Origin of the sequence: Salmonella sp. 741265050_HSA (assembly GCF_046569445.1) — a bacterium.
In the GTDB taxonomy this organism is placed as follows: Bacteria; Pseudomonadota; Gammaproteobacteria; order Enterobacterales; family Enterobacteriaceae; genus Salmonella; species Salmonella enterica.
In genome coordinates this window covers 205055-226195 of sequence record NZ_JBKFSV010000002.1, presented here as the reverse complement: position 1 = coordinate 226195, position 21141 = coordinate 205055, and the positions used below count along the sequence as shown (strand labels likewise).

The window sequence follows — 21141 nt, the reverse complement described above, 5'->3', positions numbered from 1 at the left end:
GCTTATTGTCCTGCTATCTGATGAAGGGCGGTAATGACCCGATCAAAGTCACTCTCGGTCATGTCCGGGAAGAGCGGCAGTGAGCAGATCCGCTCGCTGTTCCACTCGGTGTCAGGCAGCGTGAGCGTTGGGAAACGTTCGCGATAATATTTTTGCGTATGCGCGGCGCGGAAATGCAGCCCTGTGCCGATGCCTTTCGTTTTCAGCGATGCCATCAGAGCATCCCGGGTAATACCGCAGCGGGCTTCATCGACCCGGATAATGAATAAATGCCAGGCGTGAATATGTTCCCACGACGGAAGGCTCAGAGGCTGAAAAGGCAGGTCTGCCATTGCCTGGTGGTACTGCGCTGCGATGGCGGCGCGGCGAGCGTTAAGCGCATCCAGTTTCTGTAACTGAGCAAGCGCGATAGCGGCGTTGAGATCAGGCAAATTATATTTGTAGCCCGGCGCCAGGACTTCCGCTTGTGGCGCGCGTCCCCCGCTCTGTCGATCCCAGGCATCAACGCCAAGCCCGTGAAACTTGAGACTGCGCAGTTTATCGGCGAATTGCGGGTTATCCGTGACCACGATACCGCCTTCAGCGCAGGTAATGTTCTTAATGGCGTGGAAGGAGAAAATCGCGGTGCCCCTGGCGCCAATGTGGCGACCTTTGTAGCTGGTTCCTGTCGCGTGCGCCGCGTCTTCAATCACTGGAATGCCATAACGCTCGCCAAGAGCGTAAATAGCGTCCAGATCGGCGGGCGCGCCAGCGTAGTGGACGGGGATAATTGCTTTGGTTTGTGGCGTAATCGCGGCTTCGATATGTTCAGGCGTGACCATCAGCGTATCGCGATCGACATCGACCATGACGGGGTTCGCGCCGAGTAAAACGATCATATTTAGCGTAGAAACCCACGTCATTGACGGTGTAATGACCTCGTCGCCTTCACCAATGCCCAGCGCCATCAACGCGATGTGCATACCGGCAGTGGCTGAACTGACGGCAACGGCATATTGATTGCCTGTTAGCCGACAAAACGCCGCTTCCAGTTCCTGATTTTTCGGGCCAGTTGTTATCCAACCTGAGTCCAGTACGGTCTTAACGGCAGCGAGCTCTTCCGCGCCCATCGCCGGACGGGAGAAAGGCAAAAAGTCCGACATCATTTTTCCTTCAGCCATTGAAAGCCGCTTTTCAAATATTTCGGCAATAGAAAAGGGCTTATTTTTTAACGCATTTAGCTGAACCCTACTGGATGAATATTAAATTAACATTAAGAAATTAAGGTGAAGTAAAAAGATAATTTTTAACGGAATTATGCTTTGCTTTCGCCGAAAGTTTAAGGCATTTTATGCATGCCCAAAAGCTGTTTTTATGTTTCTGGCCTGGTCTTCCGTTGCGGAATTTCATTTTAATCGTATTGCTATTAAGTTAGCTGCACTGTCTGCCTGAGAGGTTAATGTGCTGGCATTTACCCTACGCTTTATTAAAAACAAACGCTATCTCGCGACTCTGGCGGGGGCGTTGGTTATTATCGCCGGGTTGACCTCACAACATGCCTGGAGTGGTAACGGTCTACCGCAGATTAACGGTAAAGCGCTGGCGGCGCTGGCGAAGCAGCATCCGGTAGTCGTGTTATTCCGCCATGCCGAGCGGTGCGATCGTTCCGATAATACCTGCCTGTCAGACAGCACGGGGATTACGGTCAACGGTGCGCAAGACGCCAGAGCGCTGGGTAAAGCCTTTAGTGCCGATATACAAAATTACAATCTCTATTCCAGTAATACGGTGCGCACCATCCAGTCGGCAACCTGGTTTTCTGCGGGCAGGTCGCTTACGGTGGATAAAAAAATGATGGATTGCGGCAGTGGTATTTATGCTTCAATCAATACGTTACTGAAAAAGTCGCAGAATAAAAATATAGTCATTTTTACCCATAATCATTGTTTGACGTATATTGCAAAAAATAAGCGCGGCGTAAAGTTTGATCCGGACTATCTTAATGCGCTCGTTATGCATGCGGAAAACGGAAAACTCTTTTTAGATGGTGAATTTGTTCCCGGCTAGCCGCATGTTAAAAGCGTAAAGACAGCCTGAAGCGGCTGTCGTCATTATAATAACCCTTTCAATGCTAATGTGTGGCGTGTCGCTACATTCAAATCATACAGCGCCAGTTCTTCTGGCTTGACCCAGGCGTAGTCCTGAAATTCATCGTTAATACATATATCGCGATTAGCGGAAACACAGTCGAAGATGAGATAAATCATATAAATCTTTTCTTGTCTGCCATCCGCGTACGTTTTAACACGGATATCGTCGCGGAAGGTCCACGGCGTAATATCGCTCAGAATCAGTTGTTCGCCGAGTTCTTCCCGAACCTCCCGACGCAGCGCCTCTTCAATGCGTTCGCCTGGCTCGACCCCACCGCCCGACAGCGCCCACTGACCGGGAAAGACGCCGCGGTTGTCGGCCATTTTGCACAGCAGATAACAGCCATCATTTTGAATTAATGGGCAAACTATAGTTCGTTGACGCATAAGTCGCTTCCTTAAACCACCAGGTCATCAGCTTAACAAATCATTCTGCGAAATTCTTTGTGAAAAATGGAAGCGATAACGCAGACTGCGTTTTTGGTTAATTTTGTTGATGCAGGCGTCGCCATGTGATGGCGCAATGATGCGTCATGGCGAAAGTAGTATTTCGTTACAATATGTTTTTGGAATGGTTTCTTAGTGCATTGATTCCTCAGCGTCTGGCAGTACAATTCTGCCGTTTTGGGGAGTTTTTCTTTATGTGCTTGCTGGAAAGGGTAAAAATGAAAAAAAGCATATTATTAGGTTTTGCCGGAATGCTGTTCGTTTCTGCATCGGCGCAGGCTATCAGTATTAGCGGCCAGGCGGGCGAAGATTACACCAACATTGGCGTGGGTTTTGGTACGGAATCGACGGGTCTGGCGCTAAGCGGTAACTGGATGCACAACGATGATGATGGCGATGCTGCGGGCGTTGGTCTGGGGCTGAACATCCCGGTTGGACCGCTGCTGGCGACGGTCGGCGGTAAAGGTATTTATACCAATCCGAAAGACAGTGATGAAGGCTATGCGGCGGCTGTCGGCGGTGGGTTACAATGGAAAATCGGCGACAGCTTCCGTCTGTTCGGCGAGTATTATTATTCACCAGATTCGCTGTCCAGCGGTATCGAAAGTTATGAAGAAGCGAATGCAGGCGCGCGTTTCACCATTATGCGCCCGCTGAGCATTGAAGCCGGTTATCGTTACCTGAACCTGGCGGGTAAAGACGGCAACCGCGATAATGCGATTGCTGACGGCCCTTATGTTGGCGTAAACGCCAGCTTTTGATGCTAACGGCGCGGCAATCGTCGCGCCATATTCCTCCTTTTCCCGTCATTCTTCTTTCCACGTCATATTCGTCTTTGCGTTATAGTGTTTTCATCATAAGAGCAGGAGAACACAATGCTAAATGTGGAAATGCTATCCACCGGGGATGAGGTGTTGCACGGACAAATCGTTGACACCAATGCCGCCTGGCTGGCTGATTTTTTCTTTCATCAGGGCGTTCCGTTATCACGGCGAAATACGGTAGGCGATAATCTGGACAGTTTGGTCGCTATCTTGCGTGAACGCAGTCAACATGCTGATGTTTTGATTGTTAATGGCGGGTTAGGGCCGACCAGCGATGATTTAAGCGCGCTCGCCGCGGCAACGGCAAAAGGCGAAGGATTAGTACTGCACCAGGCGTGGCTGACCGAAATGGAACGTTACTTTCAGCAGCGTGGTCGCGTGATGGCGCCGAGCAACCGTAAACAGGCGGAACTGCCTGCCAGCGCGGAGTTTATTAATAATCCGGTCGGCACTGCCTGTGGATTTGCGCTACAGCTCAACCGCTGCCTGATGTTTTTCACCCCCGGCGTACCGTCGGAATTTAAGGTTATGGTGGAGAAGGAAATCTTACCGCGGTTACGCGCGCGTTTTTCGCTGCCGGAGCCGCCGCTTTGCCTGCGGTTAACGACTTTTGGACGTTCAGAAAGTGACCTCGCGCAGCGTCTCGATTCACTGCCGTTGCCGCCCGGCGTGACGATGGGGTATCGCTCATCAATGCCGATCATTGAACTGAAATTGACCGGCCCGGCGACGCAACGGGAGGCGATGCTGGCGTTATGGCCAGAGGTCAAACGGGTTGCCGGGCAGAACCTGATTTTTGAAGGTACGGAAAACCTGCCGGCGCAAATAGCCCGCCGCCTGCAGGAAAGGCAGTTGAGTCTGACGTTGAGCGAGCAATACACCAGCGGTTTACTGGCGCTACAGCTTTCCCGCGCCGGGGCGCCTGTTCTTGCCAGCGAAGTCGTTCCTTCTCAGGAAGAGACGCTGGCGCAAACGGCGCACTGGACGACAGAACGGCGCAGCAATCATTATGCCGGTCTGGCGCTGGCCGTGTCGGGGCTGGAAAACGAACATCTTAATTTCGCGCTGGCGACGCCGGATGGCACGTATGCCTTACGCGTGCGTTTTAGCGCCAATCGGTATAGTCTGGCAATACGTCAGGAGGTCTGCGCGATGATGGCGCTAAATATGCTGCGCCGTTGGCTTAATGGCGAGGACATTACCAGCGAGCATGGCTGGATAGACGTGGTTGAATCATTGACGGCATAGAACTTTTAGTGGGAAGGTCTGGCCTTCCCACCCTTATATACTTATAAATTCTTCGCAGAGCATCATTTCAGGATAAGAGCCTAATGGGATAGGCTCTAAGTACTCACCATTACTGGAGACTGTATTCATATATTTGTCGCCGGGTTTGGGTGTTAAATAGTGTTTTTTCCTCTACTGGAAGCGTTAAGAAATTTTCCGCAAATTCTCGTAGTGTGGTAACAGGATCGTTTTGTCCGGCATTCGATAAGAGTTGAATTGCATGGTAACAAAATAGACCACAGCCGTTGGGTACATCATTTTGTAAATTAGTTTCAATAAAATCAATATTTTCGTTTTCTGATATGCCTGCAATTTTTGCTGCTTCTATAATCTCTTGCTTAGTATTTTCATTTAAATCATGATAACTGTTAAATATGAGACATTTTATTTTTTCTGCAAGTTTATAAAATAAACAGAGAAGCCAGTGATCTCCTGTATTTATCAGAAAGACTTCATTTTCAGATAATCCTGTTTGAGCCATCTTTTCAAGTAGCTGAGTGCGTAATATATTTTCTTTGGTGGTAGGATGAATAAGCCCAATAGGATAGTTTACCGAGAGAAAAGGTGATTCTTGAACCAGGCCTTGCGTTGCAGCTGCCAGCTCATCTGACGACAACATTCGCGCACCACACCAAAGATTTTCAACTCCTACCTGTTCTTGATCTGTCTGAGCGAACTGGTCGCCCATAATTTTATGTGCTATTTCTATTTTTTTAGAAAGGTCGGTTGTCGCGGAACCGGCCATATAAAGTAATCTGGAAGGGGCATGTAGCTTTTTCCACTCAGTATTATTTTTTGTTATATCGTTATTGGCGATTTGATGTAATACAAGGCAAGCCTGATTGATTTTTTTGTCTATATCTGGTGATCCCGATCTTTTTCCGCTAAAGAGATCAAAAAGTAATTTCTCAACTTTATGTCCCAGGTCATCGTTGCGTAACGCAAGATTGCATAACAGATCAATACAATTCTGATTACCATTCTCTACTTCGCCAATCAACAACGCAAGCGTCTCATCGCTCACCTCTTCTGCATATAAACTGTGAAATTGCGGTGTGCTCAATCGGTAAAGTGAATTTACACATATATTCATTTTGCTCTGTTTCCTGGTAGGTGAAAGTAGCGAATATGATGTAATTTATAATTATTTGTAAAAATATTATTGTTAGTGGGGGATATATTAAATCAGGCATAGACCTGATTTTATTATTATTCACATAACACTCAATTATTATTGGGATATTCAGTTATCCCCCCTCTTTAAAGGGGGCTGGTAACGCGTCGATACAAGAGATATTGCTCTATAAACAGTAACGTCGTTATCTGTCATGCCACCGTGGGTTAGCGGTCATGGTTAACCAAATAGGGCAGGTTATTGCAAAGAGACATCCGCGTTTATACCCAAAATAATCCGTAGCCAACACATAAGCAACTTGAAGTATGAAGGGTATATGTCTGATGGAAAATCGGCCCTGGTGAGTAGGGTAATGGCGCCGGAGGGGCTCCGGCGCTTTTTACTTAGCCGAGCGCCTGGGCCAGTAGCGTAATGGGGTGTTCGCAGCGTTTGCTTGTAGACATCTCAATTTGCCACTTACAGGTTTCACAATCGGTGACGACAATGTCGGCGCCGCTCTCTTCAATCTGGCGGAACAGTGGCGCGCCGATGGACTGTGATGTCGGATAGTTTTCCTTTTTAAATCCATACGTACCGGCAATGCCGCAGCACTGTGAATCAAGTACCGTCAATTCAAGCCCCGGAATTTGCCGCAATAGTTCAAGCGTGTAAAGCGTCCAGCCCATTTTTTCCATATGACACGGCGTATGGTAGACCACTTTCAGCGGCAAAGGATTAAGCGGCAGCGTTTTCCCGGCATCCAGTTTGCGCCATAGCCAGCGGGTGGCCAGCTCGATATGTTCGCGCAGCCCGGCGTTGTCCACGTCCAGCACTTCAGGATATTCATCGCGCAACGCAAACGTACAGGTAGATGACGTGGCGATGACCGGAATACCTTTGACGGCAATCGCCTCGCGTAGCGACTCCACATTGCTGATAGCCTGCTTGCGAGCTTTATCCGTAAAACCGTTAGCGATCAGCGGTACGCCGCAACACTTCTCTTTACTCAGTAACTGTACGCCGGTACCCATTGCGTTCAGCACCTTAATCAGATCTTTTCCGAGCTGCGGATGGTTGTAATTCACAAAACAGCCATGGAAAAAGGCGACCTGATCTTTGTATTTAGCCTGCTGCGCCGCCACGCTACGATACCAGCGGCGGAAGGTGCCGAAAGAGTATTTTGGTAAGGTGCGGCGATGATCGATTTTGAGCGCGTAATCAAGCAACTGGCGCACTGGCTTTAATGCGGTGGCGGTATTGACCACCGGCGCGAACGGCGTTGAAACGCTGCCCATCAGATCGGTATGGCTGAGAATAAAGTTACGCAATGACGGGCGCGTCGTATCGTATTTCGCGTGGGCGCGCTGGATGATATCGCCAATCTTCACGTCCGACGGACAGGCGACCTCACACCGTTTGCAGTTAATGCAATATTTCAGCGCCTCATCATACAGTGCGCCGTCTTTCAGACGCAGGCGTTCGCCATCCGGTCCGGCCTGTTTAGGGCCAGGGTAGCCAGGATTAACGCGGCTGACCGGGCACGCGGTGGTGCACACCGTACATTTAATACAACTTTCAAAACGTGTGTCGCTCATTGCTGTTCTCCTGCACGCTCAGCGATATGGTGCGCGGCCTGGAGGGCGCTGACTGCGCAGACGCCGCCGCCGCATCCCTCAGCTATAGGATCGAATCCCGCCAGCACAGAACCTATTGCATACAGATTTTCTACCGTATTGCCCGCAAGGGAGGGGCGGAAAGCGTCATCCGTCACGACGCCAAACTGCTGCCAGGGCTGTGGGTCGAAGAAATGTTGTTGATACCATTCGGCGCGGGTGGCCGTTTGCTGTACGTCGAGCCCTAAAATAGGTTCGCGGATCCCTTCGCGCTCGGCAACCAGACCGCTACTAAAGAAGCTACCGCTGGCAAGTACGGCAAAACGCGGGCGCAGTGGGATATCGGCATGGTTGCGGGTCCATATTTCGCTCACGGTACCGCGACGGCAGGTGACTTTCTTCACTTCATCGCCCGGCATCCAGATGCCGCCCTGACGAACAAACTGGCGCTGGAGCTGATTGTGCAGACGAATACCGAGCACCGATGGCGGCAGCGTCGGCAGCAGCGTGAGCGCGCAGGGCAGACGTTCGTTAAGCCAGCGCCACAGCGTATCGTTCGCCAGCCCGAAACAGGCGGGCATGATGATCATGTCGCAGTTTGTCGCTATTGGCGACAGCGCGTCGTACAGCAGCGGCCATTTTTCTTCGTTATCAAGCAGACGCGCAATATTGACCGCGCGAAATTCCGTCGGGTTATCACGCAGTACGTCCAGTTCCGGAAGGTCGATTTCTGCGGTTTCCACGTTGAGATCGCGTTGACGCAGCGACGCTGCCGCAAGGTGCGCCTGGAAATCCAGTAATCCGCTAACGCCGACGACGCAAATTCGCTGTGCGGATAACGGCCAGACCGGTACTTCCGGCGAGCTAAGCCAGGTTGAACGCAATGTGCCAAGCGGCGTGACACGCTGGTGCGCCTGCTGTACGTCGCCGTATAACTGCGCGCCGCTGGCGTTAAGTAGCGTTTGCGCCTGTTGCGCCAGCGTAAGGACTTTTTGCGCGCCCAAACGTGAATAAGGATGTTCAGGTGCCTGGCGGCGCAGCGCATCAAGCCCGGCGGTAATGTCGGTCACCGGTTGGCCGTCGGGCAGGGCGCTGAGTAGATCCAGCGAGCCGGAGGAAAAATGCAGTGCGCTTTGTCCGCGGGTGACGATGGCGCAGCGTAATCCATGCTGCTGGAGTTGCAGTCCGCACAGCAAACCGGCGAGACCGCCGCCCATAATAACCGTATCAAATTTCATCCTGGTGCTCCTTCTCCAGACCGCATAATCCCTGATAAACCCAGCGCGTGAATTCGCTTTCGCGCAGCGCGTCTCCCCAGGCGACAGGTTGTACGCCTTTCCAGCGCTCATTCAGAAATTCAGAGAGTTGCGTAATAGATTGCGCCGCGGTCGTCACATTAAAACGCTGCAATAGCCCGGCCGCGCGGCAGGCGCACAGCTCGCCCTGGCAAGTGCCCATCCCTACGCGGGTGCGACGACGCAGATCCAGCAGGCTATTCACGGTTAAGTTTTCGACGGCATACTGCACTTCTCCCGCCGTGACGGCCTCGCATTCACAGACCAGGCTACGGTGTTGGCGGCCTTCGCTCAGCCACCCCGGCGTGCGATCGCCATGCCGATAAACCGCCGATCCGCGTAGCGGCGCGGGAAGCGAGATAATGCGTTTCAGCGTATGTTCCGTAGACTCTTTTGAGCCAGGCAACGGCGTATCCGCCGTGATGCAGGGGCGAGTATTGCCCAACTTGCGGCACACGGCGTCGGTCGCCCATTCCGCCATCAGGCGGTAAGTCATTAGCTTCCCGCCGGTAATGGTAATGAAGCCATCAAGCCCGTCGCGTTCGGCGTGGTCGAACAACACAATACCGCGGCTGACGTTACGACCGCTGGGATCGTCATCGCTGGCCACCAGCGGGCGGACGCCGGAATACGCGCGCAGAATACGCGTCTTCGCCATGACAGGGGCCAGTTTTTCCCCTTCACGCAGCAGGATATCGACTTCATCTGCGGTGACGCGGTTGCTGTCTATCTCATTGTAATCAATATGGGTAGAGGTGGTGCCGATCAGTGAAATCGTATCGCCAGGTACCAGAATGTCGGCATCCGATGGTTTCCGGCAGCGGTTAATGACATGCTGGTTGATCCGATGGTCCATGATCAACAGCGAGCCTTTCGCCGGGAACATGCGAATACTCAGGTCGGCGTATTCGGCGATCCGTTGCCCCCAGATACCTGCCGCATTGACCACCACCGGCGCGTGAAGCGTCTGGGTTTCGCCAGTGAGATGGTTGCGCACATGGACGCCGCAGACCGTTGCGCCTTCACGAATGAGCCCGGTCACTTCATGCGCCGTTAACACGATTGCGCCATGTTCTCTGGCATCCAACATATTGGCGGCGGTAAGGCGGAAAGGGTCCACGGTGCCATCCGGCACTTTTACCGCACCGATGAGCGCAGAGTTAACGGAAGGTTCGATGATGCGAGCCTGCTGCGGATCGATGGCTTCAGCGCGAATGCCTGCCGCTTCACAGGCGCGAATAAAGGTGGCCTGAAACGCAAGATCATCTTCCGGCAACGTAATAAACAGACCATCCGTCGGTTCGACGCAATGGCGGGCGATCCGTTTTAAAATCTGGTTTTCACTAATGCACTCGCGCGCGGATTCCGCGTCGGTAACCGCATAACGAGCGCCGCTGTGCAGCAGCCCGTGGTTACGCCCGGTCGCGCCGGTCGCTATATCATGCCGTTCCACCAGAATGACACGTAAACCGCGCAGCGCGCAGTCGCGGGCGATCCCTGCGCCTGTTGCTCCACCGCCAATGATAATCACGTCACTTGCTTGCGAGTCGCGAGTTTTCATTGTTTTTCCTCACAGTTCGTTTTTTATCATTTAGCCATACAAATCATATGGAATGTTTGATTTCGCGCATAATCGCTCACTATTCGAAAATGAAACGTGATTTCGTGCGCCTTTCTGAACATTGGTCATAAAACTGTAACAATATGTGCTGTAATTCACATTAACGTGACGTATCTTTACTTAACATCGCGGCCACACTGGGAGCAGCGGGGTTGTTTGAACAAACTGCGGTGTTTACCTCTAAATAAAATACGGGCCACGGAGGCTACAATATGTTGAGTATTTTTAAACCAGCGCCGCATAAAGCGCGCTTGCCAGCGGCGGAGATTGATCCGACCTATCGCCGATTACGCTGGCAGATTTTCCTGGGGATATTCTTTGGCTATGCCGCGTATTATCTGGTGCGCAAGAACTTTGCCCTCGCGATGCCCTACCTGGTAGAACAGGGTTTTTCACGCGGCGATCTGGGCTTTGCGCTGTCCGGGATTTCCATCGCTTATGGTTTTTCGAAATTTATAATGGGTTCGGTGTCCGATCGCTCGAATCCGCGCGTTTTCCTGCCGGCAGGGTTGATTCTGGCCGCAGCAGTCATGTTGTTTATGGGCTTTGTGCCGTGGGCGACATCCAGCATCGCCGTGATGTTTGTGCTGTTGTTCCTTTGCGGCTGGTTCCAGGGGATGGGGTGGCCGCCGTGCGGACGTACGATGGTTCACTGGTGGTCGCAGAAAGAACGCGGCGGCATTGTGTCGGTCTGGAACTGTGCGCATAACGTCGGCGGCGGGATCCCGCCACTGCTGTTCCTGCTGGGGATGGCGTGGTTTAACGACTGGAAAGCGGCGCTCTATATGCCAGCCTTTGGCGCGATTGTGGTGGCGCTGTTCGCTTTCGCAATGATGCGCGATACGCCGCAATCCTGCGGTCTGCCGCCTATCGAAGAGTATAAAAACGACTATCCGGACGACTACAACGAAAAAGCGGAAGAAGAGCTGACTGCGAAGCAGATCTTCATGCAGTACGTACTGCCAAACAAACTGTTGTGGTACATCGCTATCGCCAACGTGTTTGTTTATCTGCTGCGCTACGGCATCCTCGACTGGTCGCCGACCTACCTGAAAGAAGTGAAGCATTTCGCACTGGATAAATCCTCCTGGGCCTACTTCCTGTATGAATACGCGGGTATTCCGGGCACGCTGCTGTGTGGCTGGATGTCGGATAAAGTCTTCCGCGGCAACCGCGGTGCGACCGGCGTGTTCTTTATGACCCTGGTGACTATCGCGACCATCGTTTACTGGATGAACCCGGCAGGGAACCCGAACGTTGATATGGCTTGTATGATTATCATCGGCTTCCTGATCTACGGCCCGGTAATGTTGATCGGTCTGCACGCGCTGGAACTGGCGCCGAAAAAAGCGGCGGGTACGGCGGCGGGCTTTACCGGTCTGTTTGGTTACCTGGGCGGTTCTGTCGCTGCAAGCGCCATTGTGGGTTATACCGTTGACTTCTTCGGTTGGGATGGCGGCTTTATGGTGATGATTGGCGGCAGCATTCTGGCGGTAATCCTGCTGGTGGTCGTGATGATTGGTGAAAAACGCCATCATGATGAGCTGCAGTTAAAACGCAACGGAGGCTAATAACATGAAAACCACACTGAAAAACCTTAGCGTGGCGTTAATGTTGGCAGGAATGACCATCGGAAGCGGCGCCGTGGCGGCTGAAAAAGTCGTTATCGCCCACCGTGGTGCCAGCGGTTATCTGCCGGAACATACGCTACCGGCGAAAGCGATGGCGTATGCGCAAGGGGCAGATTATCTGGAACAGGATTTAGTGATGACAAAGGACGACCATCTGGTCGTCCTCCATGACCACTACCTTGACCGGGTGACTGACGTCGCTGACCGTTTTCCGGACCGGGCGCGTAAAGATGGGCGCTATTACGCTATCGATTTTACGCTGGATGAAATTAAATCCCTGAAGTTTACCGAAGGGTTTGATATTGAAAACGGCAAAAAAGTACAAACTTATCCGGGCCGTTTCCCGATGGGAAAATCTGATTTCCGCATTCATACCTTTGAAGAGGAAATTGAATTCGTTCAGGGATTAAATCACTCTACCGGTAAAAATATCGGTATTTATCCGGAAATTAAAGCGCCGTGGTTCCATCATCAGGAAGGGAAAGATATTGCCGCGAAAACGCTGGAAGTGCTGAAGAAGTATGGTTACACCGGCAAGCAGGACAATGTCTATTTGCAGTGTTTTGATGTCGCTGAACTGAAACGTATTAAGAATGAACTGGAACCCAAAATGGGGATGGATCTCAATCTGGTTCAACTTATTGCGTATACCGACTGGAATGAAACACAGCAGAAACAGCCGGACGGTCGTTGGGTAAATTACAACTACGACTGGATGTTTAAGCCGGGCGCTATGAAGCAGGTGGCGGAATATGCGGACGGTATTGGTCCGGATTACCATATGCTGGTCGCGGAAGGCTCAACGAAAGGGAATATCAAGCTGACTGGAATGGTGCAAGACGCGCATCAGAATAAGATGGTAGTGCATCCTTACACCGTGCGTGCCGATCAATTGCCGGACTATGCCACAGACGTTAATCAGTTGTACGACATCCTGTATAACAAGGCGGGCGTCGACGGGCTGTTCACTGACTTCCCGGATAAGGCGGTCATGTTCCTGCAAAAAAATGACTAAAGGTTTGCCATAGTAGAAGTGACGCGCTGGATGAGGGCATAAACGCCTCATCCGGCCCGGCGCAACGTTTGCCAGCGTAAGTCTGGTAAACGCAATGCCATCAGGCGGTGTTGTTTTATAGCAAACCCTCATCGGTCAGTGTTTCCATACATTTTTGTAATAAAAATAGCGGACTTCCTTCTACCGGCGGTTCTTTTGCTAACAGGGAAATTTGTCGATAAAAGGTGGGTTCCAGCGCCACGGAGCATAATTTTCCTGTCGTGGCTTTTAAGGTTAATTCTGGCAATAAGGCGATACCTAATCCCTGGCGAATAAAATTCAGCGCAGTATCGGGATGGTTAAATTCATATTTAAATATCGGCTCAATACCCTTTTCTTTAAACAACGCCATAATGCTTAATTCATAACGACCTTTACTGACAATAAGTGGTTCGTCCATCAGTTCTTCAACCGTTACTGTACTATTGGCCGCCAGGGGATGATTTTCAGGCACCACTACGGTGAATTTATCCCGGTAAATGGGGACGCAATACATACCGTTGACCGGAAAAGGAACGAAACCGGCATCAATACTTCCGTCCTGCAGCGAATCAATAATAGCCGTACTATTCTCTTCATAGGGGATAATTTTTACATTTGGATGATGGCTTTCAAAATAGCGAATGACGCCGGGTAAAATGCAGGCGCAGGCGCTGGGAAAACAGCCAATCCGTAGCGTACGGGCCGGGTTCTTTTTTTCTTGTTCGGCAATCTCTTTTACCGCGTTGACGTCGCGCTGGATCGCGCGTAAATGCCTGACGATGCGGCTACCGGCGGCGGTAAGCTCAATCTCTTTACGACGCTCACGAATCAATATGTCAACGCCGAGCTCCTCCTCAAGCGCGGAGATGGCCTGGCTGACGGCGGATTGCGTCATGTATAGCCGTTTGCTGGCCTCGGTAAATCCGCCGTACTCCAGTACGGCAAGCAGGGCGTGGATTTGGGTTAGCGTCATTAGTAAAACCTAATCAATATAATTAAAACGATTAATTTTTCTAATAGAGTGCACTTGTTTATACTGTGATTCTATCGAATACATCACATTTTGACGCACCTGATAGGTGTTCAGTTGAGCTGAGCGTTGCCTGCGTGCGCCATCTGAACGGGTCGTTAAGAATGAAAGAAAAATTATGGACGAAGGATTTTTGGGCAATCACCATAGTCAGTTTTATTATCTTTTTTGTTTTTTATGTACTGCTAACTTTATTACCCATTTATATCGCTGACCGCCTGCATGCTTCTGCAGATAAGGCCGGGCTGTTAGTGACATGTTTCCTGGCCGCGGCAATTGTTATTCGGCCATTTGCCGGACAGTGGGTGGGAAAATATTCGAATAAAAAGATTCTGGTGCTCTCTTCTCTGGCTTTTTTGGTGATTACCGCGCTGTATCCGGTTTGCCATTCTATCGAGTCGCTGCTCTTTATCCGCGTACTTCATGGGATTACGTTTGGTGTTATTACCACGGTAAAAGGAACTATTTCAGCGCGGTTAATTCCGGCCTCCCGACGTGGAGAGGGCATCAGCTTTTTCTCTTTAGCGATGGGCCTGGCGATGGTCGTAGGACCGTGGATCGGTTTGAATATGGCCCGCTGGAACGCGTTCACTGCCGCATTCTGGCTTTGTTCCGCTGTAGCGGCGTTAGGGATTGTGCTTTCCCTGATTGTGACGGTCCCTCCGGTAATTCGTCATGCCGATGGTTCGAAACCGAATCTGGGTTTTGCCGCGATGTTTGACCGCGCCGCCTTGCCTTTTGCGCTGGTCACCTTTTTTATGACTTTCTCCTATGCCGGCGTGTCGGCTTTCCTGGCGCTGTATGCGCGTGAGCTGGATTTAATGGCGGCGGCCAGTAATTTCCTGCTGTGCTACGCGATTTTCCTGATGATATGCCGTACCTTCACCGGGAATATTTGTGATAAAAAAGGGCCGAAATATGTTGTTTTCCCATGTCTGTTGGCTTTTACCATCGGTCTGGTGGCGCTGGGCTACACCAATGGCAGCATCATGATGATTATTTCCGGCGGTCTCATCGGTATCGGCTACGGTTCGGTCACGCCGGTTTTCCAGACGCAAATTATCAGCTCGGTTGAACCGCATAAAATCGGCGTGGCGAATTCACTGTTCTTTAACGCGATGGATGCCGGAATGGCGATTGGCGCCTTTATCATGGGAATGATGGTTGAGTCGGTTGGCTATCGTATGATTTATGTCGCTGGCGCGGTGCTGGTGGTACTCGCTGGCGCACTGTATGCCGTGCAGATGAAAAAACGTGGCGTGATGCCTTTGGTTTCCACCAGCGAGTTGCACTGAGTTACATCTCGATTTCGATATCGCCTTTTGCCCTGCAGCAGCAGGGCAAAATCTCTCCCGGCTGGATAAACGCTAAAGGTTCCGTAATCCAGTCAACCTGGCCGGCAACCAGTCGGGTACGACAGGAGCCGCAATAACCTTCGCGGCACTGATACTCCACCTCAACGTTATGCGATTCCAGCGCGGCCAGCAGAGAAGGGTGTTCATCCTGGCACAGCAGCTGTGTGCCAGTGATACGCAGCGTGACGCGTCCCATCAGAGCTGGAAATTACTCAGATCGTCGGTATCGACTTCCGAATCGATTTGTCCGACCAGATAAGAGCTAACTTCCACTTCCTGTGGCGCGACCTGAACGTTATCGGACACCAGCCAGGTATTGATCCACGGGATTGGGTTGGAGCGGGTCTGGAACGGCAGATCCAGCCCTACCGCCTGCATACGAATATTAGTAATATATTCAACGTATTGACACAGGATATCTTTATTCAGGCCGATCATCGAACCGTCGCGGAACAGATAGTCCGCCCACTCTTTTTCCTGCTGCGCCGCCTGCACGAACAGGTCATAACATTCCTGTTTACACTCTTCGGCGATTTCCGCCATCTCCGGGTCGTCCACGCCGCTACGCAACAGGTTCAGCATATGTTGCGTGCCGGTCAGATGCAGAGCTTCGTCACGGGCGATCAGACGGATAATTTTGGCGTTGCCTTCCATCAGTTCACGCTCGGCAAATGCGAAAGAGCAGGCGAAGCTGACGTAGAAGCGGATGGCTTCCAGCGCGTTCACGCTCATCAGGCACAGATACAGTTTTTTCTTCAGCTCACGCAGATTCACGACAACCGTTTTGCCATTAACGGTATGGGTGCCTTCACCGAGCAGATGCCAGTAGCTGGTCATCTCAATAAGTTCGTCGTAGTAGGCGGAGATCCCTTCGGCGCGCTTCTGAATTTGCTCATTGGTCACGATATCGTCAAACACGACCGCCGGATCGTTGACGATGTTACGAATAATGTGGGTGTAGGATCGTGAGTGAATCGTCTCAGAAAACGCCCAGGTCTCTACCCACGTCTCCAGCTCCGGGATGGAAATGAGCGGCAGCAGGGCGACGTTCGGGCTACGTCCCTGAATGGAATCCAGCAGCGTCTGGTATTTGAGGTTGCTGATGAAGATATGTTTTTCGTGCTCCGGCAACGCCTGATAATCGATACGATCGCGGGAGACGTCGACCTCTTCCGGACGCCAGAAGAAAGAGAGCTGTTTTTCGATCAGTTTTTCGAAGATGTCATATTTCTGCTGGTCATAGCGTGCAACGTTGACCGGCTGGCCAAAGAACATGGGTTCCTTGAGCTGATCGTTTTTCGTCTGTGAAAAAGTGGTGTATGCCATTGAAGTGAATCCTTTATGGGATGAGCGCCGGATGGCGGCGCAAGCGCCTTATCCGGCCTACAAACCGTACAATCGTAGGCCGGGTAAGCATAGCGCTACCCGGCACTATTCATCAGATCTTACAAGCGCCGCTTTCGCAGCCATCGTCCTGAATAGAAGGCGCCAAATCGTCCTGCGCATCTTCCGCGCCGTCGCGGGTATTTTGATAGTACAGAGTTTTCACGCCAAACTTATACGCGGTGAGCAAATCTTTCAGCAGTTGCTGCATCGGCACTTTTCCTGACGGGAAACGTGACGGATCGTAGTTGGTATTGGCAGAAATCGACTGATCGATAAACTTCTGCATGATACCCACCAGTTGCAGATAACCGTCGTTGTTCGGCATCTCCCACAACAGTTCGTAAGCGTCTTTCAGATGCTCATAATCCGGCACGACCTGACGCAAAATACCGTCTTTCGAGGCCTTGATGCTGACGTAGCCGCGCGGCGGCTCAATGCCGTTAGTGGCGTTGGATATCTGGGACGACGTTTCCGACGGCATTAGCGCCGATAGCGTGGAGTTACGCAGACCGTGGGTTTTGATCGACTCACGCAGCTGTTCCCAGTCGTAGTGCAGCGGTTCGTTGACGATCGCATCCAGATCTTTTTTGTAGGTGTCGATCGGCAAAATGCCTTTTGCATAGGTGGTTTCGTTGAACCATGGGCAGGCGCCTTGCTCTTTCGCCAGTTCGTTGGACGCTTTAAGCAGATAGTATTGAATGGCTTCGAAGGTTTTATGCGTCAGATTATTGGCGCTGCCGTCGGAATAACGTTTACCGTTTTTCGCCAGCCAGTAGGCGAAGTTAATCACGCCAATGCCCAGCGTACGACGGCCCATTGCGCCGCGTTTGGCAGCCGGAATCGGGTAATCCTGATAATCGAGCAGAGCATCCAAAGCGCGTACTGCCAGAATAGCCAGTTCTTCCAGCTCGTCCAGAGTTTTAATGGCGCCCAGGTTGAATGCAGACAACGTACACAACGCAATTTCGCCGTTTTCATCGTTGACATCGTGCAGCGGTTTGGTCGGCAGGGCAATCTCCAGACACAGGTTAGACTGGCGTACCGGGGCGACAACCGGATCGAACGGACTGTGAGTATTGCAGTGGTCAACGTTCTGGATATAGATACGACCGGTAGAGGCGCGTTCCTGCATCATCAGCGAGAACAGTTCGACCGCTTTCACACGCTGTTTGCGGATGCTGTCGTCGTTTTCATATTTCACGTACAGGCGTTCGAATTCGTCCTGGTCGGCGAAGAACGCATCGTATAGCCCGGGTACATCGGACGGACTGAACAGCGTAATGTCGCCGCCCTTCAGCAGGCGGGTATACATCAGTTTGTTGATCTGTACGCCGTAATCCATGTGACGTACGCGGTTGCCTTCCACGCCACGGTTGTTTTTCAGCACCAGCAGGCTTTCCACTTCCAGGTGCCACATCGGATAGAACAGTGTCGCCGCGCCGCCGCGCACGCCGCCCTGCGAACAGGATTTCACCGCCGTCTGGAAGTGCTTGTAGAACGGAATACAGCCGGTGTGGAAGGCCTCGCCGCCGCGAATCGGGCTGCCCAGCGCACGAATGCGGCCAGCGTTGATGCCGATACCGGCGCGCTGAGAAACGTATTTCACGATAGCGCTGGAGGTGGCGTTGATGGAATCCAGACTGTCGCCACACTCGATCAGTACGCAGGAGCTGAACTGACGGGTTGGGGTACGCACACCGGACATGATGGGCGTCGGCAGCGAGATTTTGAACGTAGAGACCGCATCGTAAAAACGTTTTACATAGTCAAGACGCGTTTCACGCGGGTAGTTCGAGAACAGGCAGGCCGCTACCAGAATGTAGAGGAACTGTGCGCTTTCATAGATTTCGCCGGTCACGCGGTTTTGCACCAGATATTTCCCTTCCAGCTGCTTAACGGCAGCGTAGGAGAAGGTCATATCGCGATCGTGAACGATAAACGAATCCATCTGCTTGAACTCTTCTTCCGTGTAGTCTTCCAGCAGATGATTGTCGTATTTGCCAAGCTCAACCATTTTTACCACATGGTGGTAAAGTGCGGGCGGCTCAAACTGGCCGAAGGCTTTCTTACGCAGGTGGAAAATCGCCAGACGCGCAGCCAGGTATTGATAATCCGGCGCATCGCGAGAGATCAGGTCTGCGGCGGCCTTAATGATAGTTTCATGGATATCGGAGGTCTTAATCCCATCATAAAACTGAATATGCGAGCGTAGCTCGACCTGAGAAACCGATACGTTATTCAGTCCTTCTGCCGCCCAATCAAGCACGCGATGAATTTTGTCGAGATTGATGCGCTCAGTACGGCCGTCACGCTTTGTCACCAGCAGACTCTGATTCATGTGGTTTTCTACCTGTTTACCTGTCCGTGAAAGAAAAATATCCCCCCGCTTATCCACAACGCCACGTTGTGACTAACTCTGTGGATAAATACTATATATAGGGGGTAATCGATAAGTGAAACGCTATATGGTGAGTATTCTAGTAGGGATTCTTTTGAGTACAAGAGTTGATTTTGGCGTTAAATTGCGGTTGCAAAAGCGTAAGAATCGCTAAATGCGCGTCTGATAAGGCCTGGAGAGGATGTCAACAATTCATAAAAAAAAATCAAAATTTGATCGAATGCTGATTTCTTCATCGAAGAGAAAGGTTGCGCCCGATGATCTAACGCAACCCTTATAGGAAAATTCTTTGATGTCAGGCTTTTTTAGCGCGGGTATGCAACATGTAGTTAACGTCTACTCCGGGACCGAGTTTGAAAGTATTGGTTATCGGGTTGTAGTGCAGTCCGGTGATATGTTGCTCTTTCAGGACGGTTTCATCTACCCAGCTTAACAGTTCAGCAGGCTTAATGAATTTCTTCACGTCGTGCGTGCCTTTTGGCACCATGCGCAGAATATACTCAGCGCCGACGACCGCCATCAGCCAGGATTTCCCATTGCGGTTCAACGTTGAGAAGAACACCTCGCCGCCGGGTTTAACCAGTTGGGCGCAGGCGTGGACGACCGATTGCGGATCGGGAACATGCTCCAGCATTTCCATACAGGTGACGACGTCGTATTGCTGGGCGTGTTTTGCCGCATGTTCCTCAACCGTCTCCTGCACGTACTCTACCTCAATGCCGCTTTCCAGCGCATGCAGTTTGGCGACCTGCAAAGGCTCAAAGCCCATATCCAGCCCGGTGACGGTTGCGCCTTCGCGTGCCATACTTTCCGCCAGAATGCCGCCGCCGCAGCCGACGTCGAGTACCTTTTTACCAAACAGGCCGCCTGAGCGCTCAGTAATGTAGCCAAGGCGTAGAGGGTTGATGCGATGCAATGGCTTGAATTCGCCCTCCAGATCCCACCAGCGCGACGCGACGGCTTCGAATTTGGCGATTTCATTATGGTCAACGTTGTGAGCTACCGACGGTTTTTCAGTGTTCATGAGTACATGAGATTCCGCTATTGATCTATCGGGGCAGTATAGCAGGTGCAAAGTCGCTGCGTTATATCTACTGCCGTCTTTATTACGCTTTCAGCGCAAGAAGTTTTCTTGCGCGTTCTGTAAAACCGCTACCGATGTGGTGCGTGATAAAATTACAGACGCCCTCGACGTTGTTGTTTTTTAACATATCCAAAATAGTGGCATGTCCACGGTTAGAGCTGGTGATATATTCAGCGGTAAAATCCAGTCTGTAGCGAATTGCCAATAAACGTGCTGAGATCAACAGGTGTGCTTGTGAAATGTATTTATTATCGGCATATTTCACAAAAACATAATGAAAATCATGATCCAGTTTGAGGTAAGCTTGCGTATCTCGCTCTGCATTAATTTTTGCTGACTTCGATAAAATATTGCTTAATTCGACTATGACATTGTTAGCATTTTTCTCCATCGCTTCACGAATTGCGCCCTGTTCAAGGATAACCCTCATTTTGATGAGATCATTGATATCCTCGTCGGTGACAGAAAAAACAAATGTCCCACTGCGGGGAATGATGTTGACCAGGTTTTCATTATAGCTCAGCCAAATAAAAGCTTCACGAATTGGTGTTTTACTTACCATCAGAATATTTGATAGTTCATTTTCACTGATCGCTTGCCCAAGATCGAAATCGCCATGGATAATCATCTCCCTTATTTTCTCTTTAATCACCTGGGTGATGGATTTGGGTATTTCAATTGATATGTGACTAAAGTCACGCTTTAATCTATTTTTCATTTTCTTCTCCTCCATGGTTAAACCCGGCTCCATTGTAATTAATTTATTCAAAATTAACGGATCTAATATATCAGATATAAGAAAATTTACATACTTTATTGTTGTTATTGTATATTTCATTAAGTTTGCTTGCTGATATATCAGATATCACACATTAGCTTTTGAATTGTATT

General features: G+C 50.9%; 18 protein-coding genes. 6 read left to right on the top strand and 12 right to left on the bottom strand.

Annotation, left to right across the window (positions count from 1 at the left end):
• Window positions 1-2: 2 nt before the first annotated feature.
• Window positions 3-1142, bottom strand: a complete 1140-nt coding sequence (gene arnB, locus ACLD4F_RS06720) for a UDP-4-amino-4-deoxy-L-arabinose aminotransferase (RefSeq protein WP_001279284.1) — start codon at window positions 1140-1142, stop codon at window positions 3-5.
• 298 nt (window positions 1143-1440) lie between these two features.
• On the opposite strand from arnB, the gene pmrG reads away from it, so the two are divergent.
• Window positions 1441-2046 carry a lipopolysaccharide core heptose(II)-phosphate phosphatase PmrG gene (gene pmrG, locus ACLD4F_RS06715; protein ID WP_000879258.1) on the top strand — a complete coding sequence of 202 codons (606 nt, stop codon included), beginning with the start codon at window positions 1441-1443 and terminating at the stop codon, window positions 2044-2046.
• 44 nt (window positions 2047-2090) lie between these two features.
• Here the strand turns inward: pmrG and nudI are convergent, their stop codons facing one another.
• Complete coding sequence (gene nudI, locus ACLD4F_RS06710) at window positions 2091-2516, bottom strand: nucleoside triphosphatase NudI (protein WP_411010742.1); 426 nt, start codon at window positions 2514-2516, stop codon at window positions 2091-2093.
• A 278-nt stretch (window positions 2517-2794) separates the two neighbouring features.
• On the opposite strand from nudI, the gene ACLD4F_RS06705 reads away from it, so the two are divergent.
• Both ACLD4F_RS06705 and ACLD4F_RS06700 read left to right on the top strand, forming a co-directional pair.
• Window positions 2795-3337 carry a YfaZ family outer membrane protein gene (locus ACLD4F_RS06705; RefSeq protein WP_001562414.1) on the top strand — a complete coding sequence of 181 codons (543 nt, stop codon included), beginning with the start codon at window positions 2795-2797 and terminating at the stop codon, window positions 3335-3337.
• 114 nt (window positions 3338-3451) lie between these two features.
• Complete coding sequence (locus ACLD4F_RS06700; protein ID WP_000935684.1) at window positions 3452-4648, top strand: nicotinamide mononucleotide deamidase-related protein YfaY; 1197 nt, start codon at window positions 3452-3454, stop codon at window positions 4646-4648.
• Window positions 4649-4757: 109 nt separating this feature from the next.
• On the opposite strand, the gene sseL is transcribed toward ACLD4F_RS06700, so the two are convergent.
• From sseL to glpA, 4 genes are all read right to left on the bottom strand, one after another.
• Complete coding sequence (gene sseL, locus ACLD4F_RS06695) at window positions 4758-5780, bottom strand: SPI-2 type III secretion system effector deubiquitinase SseL (protein WP_079944959.1); 1023 nt, start codon at window positions 5778-5780, stop codon at window positions 4758-4760.
• Window positions 5781-6205: 425 nt separating this feature from the next.
• The gene (gene glpC, locus ACLD4F_RS06690; RefSeq protein WP_411010741.1) at window positions 6206-7396 is read right to left on the bottom strand and encodes an anaerobic glycerol-3-phosphate dehydrogenase subunit C; all 1191 of its coding nucleotides are present in this window, start codon (window positions 7394-7396) and stop codon (window positions 6206-6208) included.
• The gene (gene glpB, locus ACLD4F_RS06685; protein WP_000667152.1) at window positions 7393-8652 is read right to left on the bottom strand and encodes a glycerol-3-phosphate dehydrogenase subunit GlpB; all 1260 of its coding nucleotides are present in this window, start codon (window positions 8650-8652) and stop codon (window positions 7393-7395) included. Before glpB ends, glpC begins: the two co-directional genes overlap by 4 nt.
• Window positions 8642-10270 carry an anaerobic glycerol-3-phosphate dehydrogenase subunit A gene (gene glpA / locus ACLD4F_RS06680; protein WP_411010740.1) on the bottom strand — a complete coding sequence of 543 codons (1629 nt, stop codon included), beginning with the start codon at window positions 10268-10270 and terminating at the stop codon, window positions 8642-8644. The genes glpB and glpA overlap by 11 nt, the downstream gene beginning before the upstream one ends.
• A 272-nt stretch (window positions 10271-10542) precedes the next feature.
• Between glpA and glpT the strand changes: the two genes are divergently transcribed.
• Complete coding sequence (glpT, locus tag ACLD4F_RS06675) at window positions 10543-11901, top strand: glycerol-3-phosphate transporter (protein WP_000948739.1); 1359 nt, start codon at window positions 10543-10545, stop codon at window positions 11899-11901.
• 4 nt (window positions 11902-11905) lie between these two features.
• The gene (gene glpQ, locus ACLD4F_RS06670; protein WP_000858952.1) at window positions 11906-12976 is read left to right on the top strand and encodes a glycerophosphodiester phosphodiesterase; all 1071 of its coding nucleotides are present in this window, start codon (window positions 11906-11908) and stop codon (window positions 12974-12976) included.
• A 115-nt stretch (window positions 12977-13091) separates the two neighbouring features.
• Here glpQ and ACLD4F_RS06665 read toward each other — a convergent pair whose 3' ends face one another.
• Entirely contained in the window at window positions 13092-13970 is an 879-nt protein-coding gene (locus ACLD4F_RS06665) for a LysR family transcriptional regulator (protein WP_000176719.1), read from the bottom strand.
• Between the two features lie 161 nt (window positions 13971-14131).
• Between ACLD4F_RS06665 and ACLD4F_RS06660 the strand changes: the two genes are divergently transcribed.
• On the top strand, window positions 14132-15322 hold the full coding sequence (locus tag ACLD4F_RS06660; protein WP_000660247.1) for an MFS transporter: 1191 nt from the start codon (window positions 14132-14134) through the stop codon (window positions 15320-15322).
• Window position 15323: 1 nt separating this feature from the next.
• Here ACLD4F_RS06660 and yfaE read toward each other — a convergent pair whose 3' ends face one another.
• From yfaE to ACLD4F_RS06635, 5 genes are all read right to left on the bottom strand, one after another.
• Window positions 15324-15578 (bottom strand): ferredoxin-like diferric-tyrosyl radical cofactor maintenance protein YfaE, encoded by a 255-nt coding sequence (yfaE, locus tag ACLD4F_RS06655; RefSeq protein ID WP_000533921.1) that lies wholly within the window; start codon window positions 15576-15578, stop codon window positions 15324-15326.
• Window positions 15578-16708 (bottom strand): class Ia ribonucleoside-diphosphate reductase subunit beta, encoded by a 1131-nt coding sequence (gene nrdB, locus ACLD4F_RS06650; RefSeq protein ID WP_000332026.1) that lies wholly within the window; start codon window positions 16706-16708, stop codon window positions 15578-15580. The genes yfaE and nrdB overlap by 1 nt, the downstream gene beginning before the upstream one ends.
• Window positions 16709-16820: 112 nt before the next feature.
• Window positions 16821-19106: a class 1a ribonucleoside-diphosphate reductase subunit alpha gene (nrdA, locus tag ACLD4F_RS06645; protein ID WP_001076491.1), complete on the bottom strand. Its 2286-nt coding sequence runs from the start codon at window positions 19104-19106 to the stop codon at window positions 16821-16823.
• 355 nt (window positions 19107-19461) lie between these two features.
• Window positions 19462-20190: a bifunctional 2-polyprenyl-6-hydroxyphenol methylase/3-demethylubiquinol 3-O-methyltransferase UbiG gene (ubiG, locus tag ACLD4F_RS06640; protein WP_001091009.1), complete on the bottom strand. Its 729-nt coding sequence runs from the start codon at window positions 20188-20190 to the stop codon at window positions 19462-19464.
• Between the two features lie 82 nt (window positions 20191-20272).
• The gene (locus tag ACLD4F_RS06635) at window positions 20273-21088 is read right to left on the bottom strand and encodes a GntR family transcriptional regulator (protein ID WP_001650138.1); all 816 of its coding nucleotides are present in this window, start codon (window positions 21086-21088) and stop codon (window positions 20273-20275) included.
• Window positions 21089-21141: the final 53 nt, after the last annotated feature.

What these genes read in the sequence shown, in the direction of transcription:
- arnB (WP_001279284.1), bottom strand. Translation starts at nt 1,142, where the DNA reads ATGTCGGACTTTTTGCCTTTCTCCCGTCCGGCGATGGGCGCGGAAGAG.
- nudI (WP_411010742.1), bottom strand. Translation starts at nt 2,516, where the DNA reads ATGCGTCAACGAACTATAGTTTGCCCATTAATTCAAAATGATGGCTGT.
- ACLD4F_RS06705 (WP_001562414.1), top strand. Translation starts at nt 2,795, where the DNA reads ATGAAAAAAAGCATATTATTAGGTTTTGCCGGAATGCTGTTCGTTTCT.
- ACLD4F_RS06700 (WP_000935684.1), top strand. Translation starts at nt 3,452, where the DNA reads ATGCTAAATGTGGAAATGCTATCCACCGGGGATGAGGTGTTGCACGGA.
- sseL (WP_079944959.1), bottom strand. Translation starts at nt 5,780, where the DNA reads ATGAATATATGTGTAAATTCACTTTACCGATTGAGCACACCGCAATTT.
- glpC (WP_411010741.1), bottom strand. Translation starts at nt 7,396, where the DNA reads ATGAGCGACACACGTTTTGAAAGTTGTATTAAATGTACGGTGTGCACC.
- glpB (WP_000667152.1), bottom strand. Translation starts at nt 8,652, where the DNA reads ATGAAATTTGATACGGTTATTATGGGCGGCGGTCTCGCCGGTTTGCTG.
- glpA (WP_411010740.1), bottom strand. Translation starts at nt 10,270, where the DNA reads ATGAAAACTCGCGACTCGCAAGCAAGTGACGTGATTATCATTGGCGGT.
- glpT (WP_000948739.1), top strand. Translation starts at nt 10,543, where the DNA reads ATGTTGAGTATTTTTAAACCAGCGCCGCATAAAGCGCGCTTGCCAGCG.
- glpQ (WP_000858952.1), top strand. Translation starts at nt 11,906, where the DNA reads ATGAAAACCACACTGAAAAACCTTAGCGTGGCGTTAATGTTGGCAGGA.
- ACLD4F_RS06665 (WP_000176719.1), bottom strand. Translation starts at nt 13,970, where the DNA reads ATGACGCTAACCCAAATCCACGCCCTGCTTGCCGTACTGGAGTACGGC.
- ACLD4F_RS06660 (WP_000660247.1), top strand. Translation starts at nt 14,132, where the DNA reads ATGAAAGAAAAATTATGGACGAAGGATTTTTGGGCAATCACCATAGTC.
- yfaE (WP_000533921.1), bottom strand. Translation starts at nt 15,578, where the DNA reads ATGGGACGCGTCACGCTGCGTATCACTGGCACACAGCTGCTGTGCCAG.
- nrdB (WP_000332026.1), bottom strand. Translation starts at nt 16,708, where the DNA reads ATGGCATACACCACTTTTTCACAGACGAAAAACGATCAGCTCAAGGAA.
- nrdA (WP_001076491.1), bottom strand. Translation starts at nt 19,106, where the DNA reads ATGAATCAGAGTCTGCTGGTGACAAAGCGTGACGGCCGTACTGAGCGC.
- ubiG (WP_001091009.1), bottom strand. Translation starts at nt 20,190, where the DNA reads ATGAACACTGAAAAACCGTCGGTAGCTCACAACGTTGACCATAATGAA.
- ACLD4F_RS06635 (WP_001650138.1), bottom strand. Translation starts at nt 21,088, where the DNA reads ATGAAATATACAATAACAACAATAAAGTATGTAAATTTTCTTATATCT.